Source organism: Stenotrophomonas sp. YJH_SMC_37 (assembly GCF_059370035.1).
In genome coordinates this window covers 185,162-199,458 of record NZ_JCAFTG010000010.1, presented here as the reverse complement: position 1 = coordinate 199,458, position 14,297 = coordinate 185,162, and the positions used below count along the sequence as shown (strand labels likewise).

General features: G+C 64.9%; 11 protein-coding genes. 7 read left to right on the top strand and 4 right to left on the bottom strand.

The annotated features are described in order from the left end of the window. The 6 genes from AC5P8J_RS15475 to AC5P8J_RS15450 form a co-directional block, all read left to right on the top strand. A partial coding sequence (locus AC5P8J_RS15475; protein ID WP_288042072.1) for an IS3 family transposase occupies window positions 1–111 on the top strand: 111 nt, incomplete at its 5' end. Window positions 112–405: 294 nt separating this feature from the next. Next, on the top strand, window positions 406–2,676 hold the full coding sequence (locus tag AC5P8J_RS15470; RefSeq protein ID WP_111104189.1) for a methyl-accepting chemotaxis protein: 2,271 nt from the start codon (window positions 406–408) through the stop codon (window positions 2,674–2,676). Between the two features lie 37 nt (window positions 2,677–2,713). Then, window positions 2,714–3,583, top strand: coding sequence for a CheR family methyltransferase (locus AC5P8J_RS15465; RefSeq protein WP_346474669.1), 870 nt, complete (start codon window positions 2,714–2,716; stop codon window positions 3,581–3,583). After that, window positions 3,580–4,176 (top strand): chemoreceptor glutamine deamidase CheD, encoded by a 597-nt coding sequence (gene cheD, locus AC5P8J_RS15460; RefSeq protein ID WP_014037083.1) that lies wholly within the window; start codon window positions 3,580–3,582, stop codon window positions 4,174–4,176. Before AC5P8J_RS15465 ends, cheD begins: the two co-directional genes overlap by 4 nt. Then, window positions 4,173–5,246, top strand: coding sequence for a protein-glutamate methylesterase/protein-glutamine glutaminase (locus AC5P8J_RS15455; protein ID WP_021202077.1), 1,074 nt, complete (start codon window positions 4,173–4,175; stop codon window positions 5,244–5,246). Before cheD ends, AC5P8J_RS15455 begins: the two co-directional genes overlap by 4 nt. A 238-nt stretch (window positions 5,247–5,484) precedes the next feature. Then, window positions 5,485–5,856, top strand: a complete 372-nt coding sequence (locus AC5P8J_RS15450) for a hypothetical protein (protein ID WP_134731698.1) — start codon at window positions 5,485–5,487, stop codon at window positions 5,854–5,856. A 96-nt stretch (window positions 5,857–5,952) separates the two neighbouring features. Here AC5P8J_RS15450 and AC5P8J_RS15445 read toward each other — a convergent pair whose 3' ends face one another. From AC5P8J_RS15445 to AC5P8J_RS15430, 4 genes are all read right to left on the bottom strand, one after another. Continuing rightward, window positions 5,953–7,704 carry a WG repeat-containing protein gene (locus AC5P8J_RS15445; protein WP_495216945.1) on the bottom strand — a complete coding sequence of 584 codons (1,752 nt, stop codon included), beginning with the start codon at window positions 7,702–7,704 and terminating at the stop codon, window positions 5,953–5,955. A gap of 158 nt (window positions 7,705–7,862) precedes the next feature. Next, the gene (gene acnB, locus AC5P8J_RS15440) at window positions 7,863–10,454 is read right to left on the bottom strand and encodes a bifunctional aconitate hydratase 2/2-methylisocitrate dehydratase (protein ID WP_049395322.1); all 2,592 of its coding nucleotides are present in this window, start codon (window positions 10,452–10,454) and stop codon (window positions 7,863–7,865) included. A 44-nt stretch (window positions 10,455–10,498) separates the two neighbouring features. Then, the gene (locus AC5P8J_RS15435) at window positions 10,499–10,897 is read right to left on the bottom strand and encodes a type II toxin-antitoxin system VapC family toxin (RefSeq protein WP_005416402.1); all 399 of its coding nucleotides are present in this window, start codon (window positions 10,895–10,897) and stop codon (window positions 10,499–10,501) included. A gap of 6 nt (window positions 10,898–10,903) precedes the next feature. Beyond that, window positions 10,904–11,128 (bottom strand): AbrB/MazE/SpoVT family DNA-binding domain-containing protein, encoded by a 225-nt coding sequence (locus AC5P8J_RS15430; RefSeq protein WP_005409505.1) that lies wholly within the window; start codon window positions 11,126–11,128, stop codon window positions 10,904–10,906. 300 nt (window positions 11,129–11,428) lie between these two features. Between AC5P8J_RS15430 and acnA the strand changes: the two genes are divergently transcribed. After that, complete coding sequence (gene acnA, locus AC5P8J_RS15425) at window positions 11,429–14,182, top strand: aconitate hydratase AcnA (RefSeq protein WP_207050142.1); 2,754 nt, start codon at window positions 11,429–11,431, stop codon at window positions 14,180–14,182. Window positions 14,183–14,297 lie beyond the last annotated feature (115 nt).

Genomic DNA, 14,297 nt, shown 5'->3' with positions numbered 1-14,297 from the left:
CTGGTGGAATACATCCAGTACTACAACCAAGAGCGAATCAAATTGAAATTGAAGGGCCTGAGCCCGGTACAGTACCGGGAGCAGGCCCAACAGGCCCAATCGGCCGCCTGACCCCTGTCCAAGTCTCGGGGGTCACTTCAGGGACGGGTTTACGGCGTCTCCCGCCAACCCACCCTGGCCCGGCCCCCCTCGCAACTCGCGACCGCCGACCAACTGCTGTTGCTGTTGCTGTTGCTTCAAAAGCCTGCCGCAGGCAGCGCCACAGCCGCCGCTGCAAGGAAACCTGAATACGTTCCGACACCGCACCTCAATCCCCCGCCCCAGCGGCCGATAACGGGGTTGTCACCGCTTGTCCCGCCGTGACCGGCTCGGCGCCGCCCGCCCGTTTCGACCTGGTCCTGCTCGATGAATCTCCTGCATCGCTGGCAACACTACTTCAGCAATCTCTCCGTCCGGCGCAAGCTCAACCTGCTGACGCTGCTCATCGCGCTCGGCGTGATCGCGCTCTCGGTGATCGCCGCCCGCATGCAGTACCTGGACCTCACCGAGACCCGCAAGACCGCGCTGAAGACCCAGGTCGAACTCAGCTACGGCATCCTTCAGCACTACCACCGTCTGGCCGGCACCGGCGAACTCAGCGAGGACGCCGCGAAGAGCGCCGCGTTGCAGGCCCTGGAAGTGATGCGCGCCGAGAACGATACGTACTACTTCAACATCTACGACACCGGCTACCGCCTGCTGATGCACCCGTTCCGCAAGGACCTGGTCGGCAAGGACATGAAGGACTTCCGCACCGACGACGGCGTGCGCATCTATTACGACCAGGTCGAAGCGGCCAAGGCCGGCGGTGGCTTCGTCAACTATCGATGGGCCAAGCCGGGCAGCAAGGGCGAGGTCGAGAAGGTCGCCTACGCCGGCCTGTTCGCGCCGTGGAACTGGGTAGTCAGCAGCGGCGTCTACATGGACGACGTGCAGCGGCAGGCGCTGGTGTTCACCGCCATCATGGCGATCTCCGGTGGTGTACTGGTGCTGATCGTGCTGGCCCTGAGCTGGGTCATCGGCAACCGTATCGCGCGCCCGCTGAAGCAGGCTACCGCCGTCGCCGAAGGCATCGCCAACGGCAAGCTGGACAGCCATATCGGCCCACAGCCGCACGACGAGCCCGGCCGCCTGCTGGAGGCGATGTCCGGCATGCAGCAGCAGCTGCACGCAGTAATCAACGGCCAGCGCGAAATGGCCCGCCGCCACGATGGCGGCGAACTGAGCTACCGCATCGACGCCAGTGCGTTCCCCGGTGAGTATGGGCTGATGGTGCAGGAGACCAACGCCCTGGTCGGCAGCCACGTGCAGACCCTGCACGATGTGCTGGATGTGGTGCAGCAGTACGCGGTCGGCGACCTCAGCCGCGACATCGCGCGCTACCCAGGCGAGAAGGCCGCAATGACCACCACCGTCGACACGGTCAAGGCCAACCTCGGCCGCATCAATGCCGAGATCAAGCAGCTGGCCAGTGCCGCCGCCGCGGGCGACTTCAGCCGCCGTGGCGACGCGCAGCGCTTCGATCACGATTTCCGCCTCATGCTGGAAAACCTCAACGCGATGATGGCGGTCAGCGATGACAACCTCGGCAAGCTCTCGCAGCTGCTGTCGGCCATCGCCGAAGGTGACCTGACCGCGCGCATGCACGGCGACTACCAGGGCGTGTTCGCACGGATGCGCGACGATGCCAACACCACCGTCGCACAGCTGACCCAGATCGTCGGCCAGATCCAGGCCAGTGCTTCGAGCATCACGCTCGCCGCCGGCGAGATCGCCTCCGGCAACAGTGATCTGTCACGCCGCACCGAGCAGCAGGCCGCCAACCTGGAAGAAACCGCAGCCTCGATGGAGGAACTGACCTCCACCGTGCGCCAGAATGCCGAACACGCCCGCCAGGCCAACCAGCTCGCCATCGGCGCGCAGTCTGTTGCCTCCCAGGGCGGCAGCGTGGTCGGCCAGGTGGTCAGTACCATGTCCGCCATCGAGGCCTCGTCGAAAAAGATCGCCGAGATCATCTCGGTGATCGACGGCATCGCGTTCCAGACCAACATCCTGGCGCTGAACGCTGCCGTGGAAGCCGCGCGTGCCGGTGAACAGGGTCGCGGCTTCGCAGTGGTCGCCAGCGAAGTGCGTACCCTCGCCCAGCGTTCGGCCGCTGCGGCCAAGGAGATCAAGGGCCTGATCGACGATTCGGTCGGCAAGGTCACCGAAGGCTCCAGCCTGGTGCACCAGGCCGGCAGCACGATGGGCGAGATCGTCGCCTCGGTGCAGCGCGTGACCGACATCATGGCCGAGATCTCTGCCGCTTCGCAGGAGCAGAGCGCCGGCATCGAGCAGGTCAACCAGACCGTGGTGCAGATGGACGAAACCACTCAGCAGAACGCTGCGCTGGTGGAGGAAGCCACCGCCGCCGCGCGTGCGATGGAAGACCAGGCCGCGCAGCTGGCCGATGCCGTGGCGATCTTCCGCCTCGACAACCAGGTCTCCGCCGCAGTGAAGGCTGTCGCCGAACGCGTGGAATCGGCGTGCATCACCACCGTGGCACGTCCGCAGCCGACCGGAACGCCCGCGCCGGTACGTCGCAGCAGCAACGCCCGCACCTTCGCCGCCAGCGACAGCGACTGGCAGGAATTCTGAGACCCACCCGCAGCGGCTTCGGCCGCCGCCTCTGCCGATGGACACGTCCCCCGTGCATAGTCCTACTCCCATCGTCACCGGCCCGCGCGAATTCGAGTTCGCCGACCGTGATTTCCGCCGCGTCTGCGACCTGATCTACCAGCGCGTGGGCATCGCCCTCGCTCCGGCCAAGCGCGACATGGTCTATGGCCGCCTGTCGCGCCGCCTGCGCACGCTGGGCATGCGCAGCTTCCAGCAGTATCTGGACCACCTTGAGCAGGAAGATGGCGACGAGTGGCAGGCGTTCACCAACGCCCTGACCACCAACCTGACCTCGTTCTTCCGCGAACCGCATCACTTCGACAAGCTGCGCGAGGAGCTGCAGCAGCGCTCCAGCCGCACGCCGCTGCTGTTGTGGTCGTGCGCAGCGTCCACCGGCGAAGAACCCTATTCAATGGCGATTACCGCCTGTGAGGCCTTCGGTACGCTGAAGCCGCCGGTGCGCATCATCGCCACCGACGTCGACACCCAGGTGCTGGCCACCGCCGGCCGAGGTGTCTACAACATCGACCGTGTGACCAACCTCGACCCGGACCTGCGCCGGCGCTACTTCCAGCGCGGCAGCGGCCCCAACGAGGGCCAGTGCCGCGTGCTGCCGGCACTGCGCGAGCTGATCGAGTTCCGCCCACTGAACCTGCTTGCCCCGCGCTACGACGTCGGCGGCCCGTTCGATGCGTTGTTCTGCCGCAACGTGATGATCTACTTCGACAAGCCAACCCAGCGCGCAATCCTCGGCCGGCTGGTACAGCACCTGGCCGATGACGGCCTGCTTTACACCGGACACTCGGAGAACTACCTGCACGCCGCCGACCTGATCCAGCCCTGTGGCCGCACCCTGTACCGCCGCGCGGCAAAGGCCGGTGCATGAACGCCTCGCTGCGTACCGACGATGTGATGCGCTACCAGGATGCGCGCTTCCAGACCATTGCCGCCAAGCTGCTGCCGACCCAGTACCTGGTGGTGGACGACACCACCGCGCTGACCACCACGCTGGGTTCCTGCGTGGCGGCCTGCCTGCGGGACCCCGTGCTGAAGATCGGTGGCATGAACCATTTCCTGCTGCCCGAGGGCAATGCCGGCGACGGCGCGCCCGCGCGCTACGGCAGCTACGCGATGGAACTGCTGATCAACGACATGCTCAAGCGCGGCGCCCACCGCAAGCGCATCGAGGCCAAGGTGTTCGGCGGCGCCAACGTGCTCAAGGGATTCACCAGCAATCCGGTCGGTACCCGTAACGCCGAGTTCGTGCGCCAGTACCTGCAGGCCGAGCATATCCCGATCATCGCCGAGGACCTGTGCGGCATCCATCCGCGCAAGATCTGGTTCTTCGCCGATACCGGCCGCGTGGTGGTGCAGCGCCTGCCGCATGCCCACGAAGCCGAAGTGGCTGCCACCGAATCGGCCGTGCGTGCACGTCTGTCCAAGGCCCCGGTCACCGGCGGCGTGGAGTTGTTCGAATGACCCTGACCGGCAACGCCCCCTGCCGGGTCCTGATCGTCGACGACTCTGCCGTCGTGCGGCAGATGCTCACGGAAATCCTGTCCAGCGACCCGGCCATCGACGTGGTCGGCACCGCCGCAGATCCGCTGCTGGCGCGTGAGAAGATCAAGCGCCTGGCCCCGGACGTGATCACGCTTGACGTGGAAATGCCGCGCATGGACGGCCTGGCGTTCCTGGAAAACCTGATGCGGCTGCACCCGCTGCCGGTGGTGATGATTTCTTCGCTGACCGAACGCGGCGCCGACACCACGCTGCAGGCGCTGGCACTGGGCGCGGTGGACTTCGTCTCCAAGCCCAAGCTGGACGTCGCACGCGGCCTGCAGGGCTACGCCGACGAAATCATCGCCAAGGTGAAGATGGCGGCGCGCTCGCGGGTGCGACCGCTGGTGCGCGCGGCCGCCCCGAAGCTCACGCTGGACGCAGCGCCGGCAACGCGTGCTGCCTCGCCGCAGTTCCGTACCACCGACCGCCTGATCGCGATCGGCTCGTCAGCCGGTGGCACCGAAGCGCTGCGCGTGGTGCTGGAAGGCATGCCTGCCGACGCGCCCGCCGTGGTGATGACCCAGCACCTGCCGGCCAGCTTCAGCAGCGCCTTCGCCGAACGCCTGGACCGCCACTCGGCCATGGCTGTGCGCGAGGCCAGCGACGGCGAAGCGGTGCTGCCCGGCCATGCCTACCTGCCACCCGGCGGCAAGCACCTGCGCATCATCCGTGACGGTGCACGCTGGCGCTGCCGAGTCGACGACGGCCCAGCGGTGAACCGGCACAAGCCGGCGGTGGACGTGCTGTTCCGCTCGGTCGCGCAGAGCGCGGGTGGCAATGCCATCGGGGCCATCCTCACCGGCATGGGTGACGACGGCGCACGCGGCCTGCTGGAAATGCGCCAGGCCGGCGCGCCGACACTGGTGCAGGACGAGGCCACCAGCGTGGTCTGGGGCATGCCCGGTGCAGCGTTCAAACTCGGCGCCGCTGAGGAACAGGTGCCACTGGAACGGATTGCCGAGCGGCTGCTGGCGCTCGCTCGCGGCTGATAGCGCGCCCCGGCTCAAGGACTCCGCGGGCAGTAGATCCACGCCATGCGTGGATGCCTTTGTAGAGTCGAGCCGCGCTCGACTCATCGCGCATCGCACGAACAGCAGCCAAGCATGGACTCGGCGGTACAGGCCATCAGGCAACAAGAAAAGGTGCCGGCTTTCATCGGGGTTCTTCGTTTCAACGCGCTACCCGCATGTGTGCTTTGATAGCGGTATTGCACAAGGAATGCTGCACATGATCAAAGGCATATGGAAGGCCGCCCTGGCGGCCGTACTGCTTTCATTGCCACTGGCACCCGCCAGCGCCAGTGGCGATCTGTTCTACTTCGAGGCCAAGCAGGGTGATGTGTTCTTCATGCTGATGCTGGTGGGTCGCGAAGATCCCGGCGCGGTAAGCGTCAGCTGGAAAGGTCCGTCTATCCCGCCGTACCCCAACGTGCATCGCCGCTACTACATCGAATTCAACCGTGCAAAGCGCCAGGCCTACGTGCGTCCACTTGACCGTGATGGACTGCCTTGGTTCGAGATGGATGTCTCCGGTAAGAGCGGCAACGTGCTGATCGGCGGCCGTCGGCTGGAAGGCAGCGCAGACTGGACCGTGCAGTAGCGCCGGAAGCCTGAGCGTTGCGTTGTTTCCAACACGCCCAGATCTTCCATTTGGATCGCACCAGGCTCCAGCCATACCAAGCAGTCAATGGTCCGACTATTGGCTGGGACGAGGATGCAGACGCCCCAGAACGGTCCCGTCAAGCTTGATCAGCTCCAAGGTCTGATCTGTCTTCAACGTCTCAAACAGACCATCCGGTCGAGAATGAATCGATAGAAATCCCTGTTCGAACAGCGTCGTTTCTGTGTCCGGGTCAAGAAAATTAACCGTAATATCACCGGCACTGTTTCGCTCACGCACGGAAACCAGGCCTTTCGAAACATTCACGTAGCCGTAGCGGGGCGCCAGCCTCCACCGCCCCGACTCATCCAGAAGACCCCAACGGCCACGTAGTGAGAGCGCATAGACTCTTGTTCCATCCGCCAAAAAATCCGGTAAGGGATCATGCAGCGTGAAATCAGCCACCGCATTGCCACGCAGATCGAGTATGTGATACCCGGGGTCATATCCCGGCCGTTCGAATGCCGCGACCAGATTCGGACCCAATGGTCTTATTCGACGGTAGCGAGGAGGAATCAGCCAAGCACCCGTAGCATCTATTACACCCCATCCTCCATCGGCTTGGGCCAACAGCAGTTGGTCATCCAGTCCTTCCGCGGTTTGAAAAGGCGCAAGTCGGTAGTACAGGGAAGATGAGATGCTGCCATCTTCCAGCATCATGAAACGCACCCCCGCTTCGCCGGGCTTTTGATACTCGACGATCCTGCGGTTCAACGGATGCAGGCCTGCAGCGCGTTGCAGGGAGCGCAGCGACCCATCCAGGCCTACAACGTATTCATCATCTTCCGAACTGAAGATTACATACCCCACTCGTTCAGCGAACTCATCTGTCTTCATACAGTGGCCTGCAGGCGTCGGAAATATCAAACCCGCGCGCGTGAAATGCAGGCACTGGCCGTCTTCGGCTACCGCAGAAAGCAGGTACCCACCCCGACCAAACTTGAACCGATATCGACCCATGGGCGCCACTTGCACCCCGTGGGGATCCAGCACCGTGTCGTTCCCGCCCTGGGTGGCGAGCGCGAAACCCGAACTGTTGAAGGTCATCTGATCGTAGGCCTGGCGCCCTATGCCTGCCAGTGATCGATCAACCAGGCCAAAGTGGACACCATCGCGCGAAGCGATGGCCACTTCCCCCTCATGACCCACGGGACCAAAGCTACCAAAGACACTGAAAACGGGACCGGACCTGCCCTTTGCGTCAAGGAAGTGGGTCGTGCAGCGCCGCTTTTCACTGTTGCAGAGTTCTACAGCCGGGTTTCCTGCCCAGGACGCCGAGCGCAGGAGATCGATCTCGCCTTTCTCCTCAAACCGACGCACCAATCGGCCTCGTGCATTGAAGAAGTCGATTCGCGTGTACGCCTTGGGCGGGCTCCGCAGCAATACCTTGGCTTCGATCATCCCGTTGCCATGTACCTCAACCGAGTCGTAATGCGCTTCAAGGACGATACGCCCTTCTGAATTCATGACGCCCCTGTTCTCCCCCCTTTCGAAGACCGCCACCCCATTTTTGAAGGGGCGGAGGTATTGCATTCCCCGATGCTCGACCAGTTGCCGGCCCGTGCCATCCAGCACCACGCAGCGACCCTCATGACAGAGGCTGTGGCGTGTAGTCCTGTCGAGACGGGGCGGCGGCTTGATAGACAGCGGCATCGCAGACGCCGGCGTTGCGCCGACCGATGGCGCCATGGTCAGAAGTACGGAGGCCAGCAGAGCCCCGAAGGCCTGGGTGATGACGCTGCGGCGATGGGCAGGGCTGGGAGTCGTCAGCAGAAATGAATGGCGCATCTCAGGCAAGACCCGAATGGTGGGCATCCACGGTAGGCGCCATGCGTCGCCAGAGACATACAATTTGTCCGAAAGTGCCCTGCCCACAAAAAACCCCCGGTTCTCACCGGGGGTTCTTCGTTTCAACGGGATACCGGCCAGCGGCCGGCACTACCGCATCAGGCAGCGACCGTCTTGGCCACGTCCTGATATTCCTCGATCTGGTCGAAGTTCATGTAGCGGTAGATCTCCGCACCATTGGCGTTGATCACGCCGATGTCCGCCATGTACTCCTCCTTGGTCGGGATGCGGCCCAGACGCGAGCAGATCGCGGCCAGTTCGGCCGAGCCCAGGTACACGTTGGTGTTGCGGCCCAGGCGGTTCGGGAAGTTGCGGGTCGAGGTCGACATCGCGGTGGAACCCTCGCGGATCTGCGCCTGGTTGCCCATGCACAGCGAGCAGCCCGGCATTTCCATGCGTGCGCCGGTAGCGCCGAAGGTGCCGTACACGCCTTCCTTGGTCAGCTCCGAGGCGTCCATCTTGGTCGGCGGGGCCACCCACAGGCGGGTCGGCAGGTCACGCTTGCCTTCCAGCAGCTTGGCCGCGGCGCGGAAGTGACCGATGTTGGTCATGCACGAACCGATGAACACTTCGTCGATCTTGGCACCGGCCACTTCGGACAGCGTCTTCACGTCGTCCGGGTCGTTCGGACAGGCCACGATCGGCTCGTGGATGTCGGCCAGGTCGATCTCGATGACGGCGGCGTACTCGGCGTCCGCATCCGGCTCCAGCAGCTGCGGGTTGGCCAGCCAGGCTTCCATCTTCTCGATGCGACGCTGCAGCGAACGCGGATCCTGGTAACCCTCGGCAATCATCCACTTCAGCAGGGTGATGTTGCTGGTCAGGTACTCGATGATCGGTTCCTTGTTCAGGCGCACCGAGCAACCGGCCGCCGAACGCTCGGCCGAGGCGTCGGACAGTTCGAACGCCTGTTCGACCTTCAGCTCCGGCAGGCCTTCGATTTCCAGGATGCGGCCGGAGAAGATGTTCTTCTTGCCGGCCTTGGCCACGGTCAGCAGGCCCGACTTGATCGCGTACAGCGGGATCGCGTTGACCAGGTCACGCAGGGTCACGCCCGGCTGCATCTTGCCCTTGAAGCGCACCAGCACCGACTCCGGCATGTCCAGCGGCATCACGCCGGTGGCCGCAGCGAAGGCGACCAGGCCCGAGCCGGCCGGGAACGAAATGCCCACCGGGAAACGGGTGTGCGAGTCACCACCGGTACCGACGGTGTCCGGCAGCAGCATGCGGTTGAGCCAGCTGTGGATCACGCCGTCGCCCGGGCGCAGCGAGACGCCGCCACGGGTGGAGATGAACTCCGGCAGGGTGTGGTGGGTCTTCACGTCCACCGGCTTCGGGTAGGCGGCGGTGTGGCAGAACGACTGCATCACCAGGTCGGCCGAGAAGCCCAGGCAGGCCAGGTCCTTCAGCTCGTCACGGGTCATCGGGCCGGTGGTGTCCTGCGAGCCGACCGAGGTCATCTTCGGTTCGCAGTACGTGCCCGGGCGCATGCCCTGGCCTTCCGGCAGGCCACAGGCGCGGCCGACCATCTTCTGCGCCAGCGAGAAGCCCTTGCCGGTATCGGCCGGCTGCACCGGCAGGCGGAACAGGTCGGTCGGGGCCAGGCCCAGCGCTTCGCGCGCCTTGCCGGTCAGGCCACGGCCGATGATCAGCGGGATGCGGCCACCGGCACGCACTTCGTCGAACAGCACGTCGGACTTGACCTGGAATTCGGCGATCACCTCGCCGTTCTTCAGCGCCTTGCCTTCGTACGGGCGCAGCTCGATGACGTCGCCGTGCTCCATCTTCGACACGTCCAGCTCGATCGGCAGCGCACCGGCATCTTCCATCGTGTTGTAGAAGATCGGGGCGATCTTGCCGCCCAGGCACACGCCACCGGCACGCTTGTTCGGAATGTACGGAATGTCATCGCCGGTCCACCACAGCACGCTGTTGGTGGCCGACTTGCGCGAGGAGCCGGTGCCGACCACGTCGCCGACGTAGGCCACCAGGTGGCCCTTGTCCTTCAGCGACAGGATCTGCTGGATCGGGCCGCGCTTGCCGTCTTCTTCCGGGGTGAACGGCGCGTCGTCGCGCTTGTTCTTCAGCATCGCCAGGGCGTGCATCGGGATGTCCGGGCGGGTGGTCGCGTCCGGCGCCGGCGACAGGTCGTCGGTGTTGGTCTCGCCCGGCACCTTGAACACGGTGACGGTCAGGCTCTGCGGCACTTCCGGATTGCTGGTGAACCACTCGGCCTCGGCCCAGCTCTGCAGCACGGCCTGGGCGTTGGCGTTGCCGGCCTTGGCCTTTTCCTGCACGTCATGGAACGCATCGAACACCAGCAGGGTCTTCTTCAGGCCGTTGGCGGCGATGGTGCCGACGCTGGCGTCGTCCAGCAGCTGCACCAGTGGGGCGACGTTGTAACCGCCGAGCATGGTGCCCAGCAGTTCGGTGGCGCGCTCACGGCTGATCAGCGGGTTCTGCTCGCTGCCCAGGGCGATGGCCGCCAGGTACGACGCCTTGACCTTGGCTGCGTCATCGACGCCGGCCGGCACGCGGTGGGTCAGCAGGTCGAGCAGGAACTCGGCCTCGCCCTGCGGCGGGTTCTTCAGCAGTTCGATGACATCGGCCGTCTGCTGCGCGCTCAGCGGCAGCGGCGGGATGCCAAGCGCAGCGCGCTCGGCGACGTGGTGGCGGTAGGCTTCCAACATGACAACTCCCGGGTAATGCGTAGGTTGAAAAATCAAAAGTGGGCTCAGGCGTGCGGCACGATCAGCTTCAGGCCCTTGAAGTAGTCGCGGTAAAACGTGTCGTTCCAGGTGATCAGGCCATCGCACTGCAGCAGTGCGTGGGCGCCGACCATGAATTCGTCCAGGCTGCGGCGGCTGCCGCCACGCTGGCGATGACGGCGGTGCATCTCGCCGGCGCGCAGCGCCGACTTGGCTTCCATCGGGTTGAAGTGCACGCCCATTTCTTCCAGCGCTTCGAGCACCTCGGCGCCGCCGCGCAGCGATGCGCAGACCTCGGCCAGGGTCGCGCCGCAGACCACCACACGGCCACCCACCAGGCTCTGCCGGAGGATGGCCTCCACGGCATCGGCCTGCGGACCATTGCTGAGCAGCTCGACCAGCACCGGTGAATCGACGGCGATCATCACGGCTTATTCCTCGTCACGCACCGCGCGTACCGCTGCGTCGGAGGATTCGAAGCCGTCCAGCGCGAACTTGCCGCGCGCCCGTGAAATGGCATCGTCAACACTCTTGCGCAGGATGATGCGGCTGCCGTCCAGCTCGACCTTCAGCAGCGTGCCCTTGGTCAGGCCGAGGGCATCACGCACCGCCTTGGGCAGGGTGATCTGTCCGCGTTCTGCAACAGTGGCTTCCATCGGTAGGCCCTCCAGAGTATGCACAAATTATACATACTTCCTTGGGCATACTTCCACCCTGAACAGGACCGGCACCCCGCCAGCCCTTGCCTCGCAAAGGATCGGCCACAAACGTGACATACGCCATACAACCTCCCCTGTAGTCTGGAACCGATGCCGCAGGCCGAACCCGGCCCGGGTGAATCCATTCAGTTTCGGGTTCATACTGGAACTTCCGGGGCCAACAGGCCACCGGCGACCGCAAGCAGGCCCGCCATGCGCGGGCCACTGCAAGCCATCCGCAAGAAGGAGTTACCCCGCATGAGCGATTCGTTCTCCACCCGCAGCCAGCTGAACGTCGGCGGCAAGACGTACGACTATTTCAGCCTGCCCACGCTGGGCCAGCGCTTCGATATCTCCCACCTGCCCTACTCGATGAAGATCCTGCTGGAGAACCTGCTCCGGCACGAGGATGGCGGCATCACCGTCGGCAAGGACCACATCGAAGCCGTGGCCCGCTGGAATCCGGCGGCCGAACCGGACACCGAAATCGCCTTCATGCCGGCGCGCGTGGTCCTGCAGGACTTCACCGGCGTGCCCTGCGTGGTCGACCTGGCCGCGATGCGCGACGCCGTCGTCAAGCTCGGCGGCAAGCCGGAGCAGATCAATCCGCAGATTCCCTCCGAACTGGTCATCGACCACTCGGTGCAGGTCGACGTGTTCGGCAAGCCCGACGCGCTGGACCTCAACGGCAAGATCGAGTTCCAGCGCAACCAGGAACGCTACGGCTTCCTGCGCTGGGGCCAGAAGGCCTTCGACAACTTCAAGGTGGTGCCGCCCAACACCGGCATCGTGCACCAGGTCAATCTGGAAAACCTGGCCCGCGTGGTGATGACCGCAGAGAAGGATGGCAAGGCCGTGGCCTACCCGGATACCGTGTTCGGTACCGACAGCCACACCACCATGATCAACGGCATCGGCGTGCTGGGCTGGGGCGTGGGCGGCATCGAAGCGGAGGCGGCCATGCTCGGCCAGCCGTCGTCGATGCTGATCCCGCAGGTGGTCGGCTTCAAGCTGACCGGCAAGCTGCCCGAGGGCGCCACCGCCACCGACCTGGTGCTGACCGTTACCCAGATGCTGCGCAAGCTGGGCGTGGTCGGCAAGTTCGTCGAGTTCTACGGTGATGGCCTGCAGCACCTGCCGCTGGCCGACCGTGCCACCATCGGCAACATGGCCCCGGAATACGGCGCCACCTGCGGCATCTTCCCGATCGACGCCGAATCGCTGAACTACCTGCGCCTGTCCGGCCGAAGCGAAGAGCAGATCAACCTTGTCGAGGCCTATGCCAAAGCGCAAGGACTGTGGCACGAACCGGGCAGCCCGCATGCCCAGTACAGCACCACGCTGGAACTGGACATGGGCACGGTGAAGCCGTCGCTGGCCGGCCCGAAGCGTCCGCAGGACCGCGTCCTGCTCGAAGACGTGCAGAAGAACTACCGCGAAGCGCTGGTCGGCCTGACTGCCAACCGTGACAAGCGCAGCGAGGACGTTGCCACCTTCGTCAACGAAGGCGGTGGCGCCGCGGTCGGCAACGAGCAGCTGGCCAAGGGCTTCGCCGACATCGAGATCGAAGGCCGCAAGGTGCGGCTGAAGGACGGCGCGGTGGTCATCGCTGCCATCACCTCGTGCACCAACACCTCCAACCCGGCGGTGATGATCGGCGCCGGCCTGCTGGCCCGCAACGCGGCCGCCAAGGGCCTGAACCGCCAGCCGTGGGTGAAGACCTCGCTCGGGCCGGGCTCGCGCGTGGTCACCGACTACCTGGAAAAGGCCGGCGTGCTGAAGGAGCTGGAGAAGATCGGCTTCTACGTGGTCGGCTACGGCTGCACCACCTGCATCGGCAACTCCGGCCCGCTGCCGACCGAGGTCAGCGCCGGCATCGCCGCCGGCGATCTTGTGGTCACCTCGGTGCTGTCGGGCAACCGCAACTTCGAGGGCCGCGTGCACCCCGAAGTGAAGATGAACTACCTGGCCAGCCCGCCGCTGGTGGTGGCCTACGCCATCGCCGGCACCACCGACATCGACCTGACCACCCAGCCGCTCGGTACCGGCAGCGATGGTCAGCCGGTGTTCCTGCGCGACATCTGGCCGAGCAACAAGGAAATCGGCGATGTCATCGCCGCGACCATCGGCCCGGAGATGTTCAAGCAGAACTACGCCGACGTGTTCAAGGGTGACACCCGCTGGAACACCATCGCCTCGCCAGACGGCAACCTGTACGAGTGGAGCGATGCCTCCACCTACATCAAGAACCCGCCGTACTTCGATGGCATGACCATGCAGACCGGCAGCATCGACGACGTGCATGGTGCACGCGTGATGGGCCTGTTCGGCGATTCGATCACCACCGACCACATCTCCCCGGCCGGCAACATCAAGAAGGACTCGCCGGCAGGCCGCTTCCTGCAGGAGCGCGGCGTGCAGCCGGCCGACTTCAACAGTTACGGCAGCCGCCGCGGCAACGATGACGTGATGGTCCGCGGCACCTTCGCCAACATCCGCATCAAGAACCTGATGTTCGGTGGCGAGGAAGGCGGCAACACCCTGTACTACCCGGCCGGCGGCGGTCAGCCGGAGAAGCTGGCGATCTACGATGCGGCCATGAAGTACAAGGCTGAAAAGGTGCCGCTGGTGGTGCTGGCCGGCAAGGAATACGGCACCGGCTCGTCGCGCGACTGGGCGGCCAAGGGCACCCTGCTGTTGGGAGTGAAGGCGGTCATCGCCGAGAGCTTCGAGCGCATCCACCGTTCCAACCTGGTAGGCATGGGCGTGCTGCCGCTGCAGTTCCGCAACGGCGAGAATGCGCAGAGCCTGGGTCTGGACGGGTCGGAAGTGATCGACATCACCGGCCTGCAGGACGGTGCCAGCAAGCGCGCCACGGTCACCGCGACCAAGGCCGATGGCACCAGGAAGACCTTTGAGGTCTCGGTGATGCTGCTGACCCCGAAGGAAGTCGAGTACTTCCGCCATGGTGGCCTGCTGCAGTACGTGCTGCGCCAGCTGGCCAGCAAGTAACGATCAACTGCAGAGCCGGGCCCGCGCTCGGCACTGCAGGACGAAGGGCCGGATCCTCGCGGATCCGGCCCTTCTCGTCTACACATGGGCCTGCTCGCGTCAGGTCACACATCGA

Excerpts from the sequence above, each read along its gene's own strand:
- AC5P8J_RS15470 (WP_111104189.1), top strand. The coding sequence starts at position 406 with ATGAATCTCCTGCATCGCTGGCAACACTACTTCAGCAATCTCTCCGTC.
- AC5P8J_RS15465 (WP_346474669.1), top strand. The coding sequence starts at position 2,714 with ATGGACACGTCCCCCGTGCATAGTCCTACTCCCATCGTCACCGGCCCG.
- cheD (WP_014037083.1), top strand. The coding sequence starts at position 3,580 with ATGAACGCCTCGCTGCGTACCGACGATGTGATGCGCTACCAGGATGCG.
- AC5P8J_RS15455 (WP_021202077.1), top strand. The coding sequence starts at position 4,173 with ATGACCCTGACCGGCAACGCCCCCTGCCGGGTCCTGATCGTCGACGAC.
- AC5P8J_RS15450 (WP_134731698.1), top strand. The coding sequence starts at position 5,485 with ATGATCAAAGGCATATGGAAGGCCGCCCTGGCGGCCGTACTGCTTTCA.
- AC5P8J_RS15445 (WP_495216945.1), bottom strand. The coding sequence starts at position 7,704 with ATGCGCCATTCATTTCTGCTGACGACTCCCAGCCCTGCCCATCGCCGC.
- acnB (WP_049395322.1), bottom strand. The coding sequence starts at position 10,454 with ATGTTGGAAGCCTACCGCCACCACGTCGCCGAGCGCGCTGCGCTTGGC.
- AC5P8J_RS15435 (WP_005416402.1), bottom strand. The coding sequence starts at position 10,897 with ATGATCGCCGTCGATTCACCGGTGCTGGTCGAGCTGCTCAGCAATGGT.
- AC5P8J_RS15430 (WP_005409505.1), bottom strand. The coding sequence starts at position 11,128 with ATGGAAGCCACTGTTGCAGAACGCGGACAGATCACCCTGCCCAAGGCG.
- acnA (WP_207050142.1), top strand. The coding sequence starts at position 11,429 with ATGAGCGATTCGTTCTCCACCCGCAGCCAGCTGAACGTCGGCGGCAAG.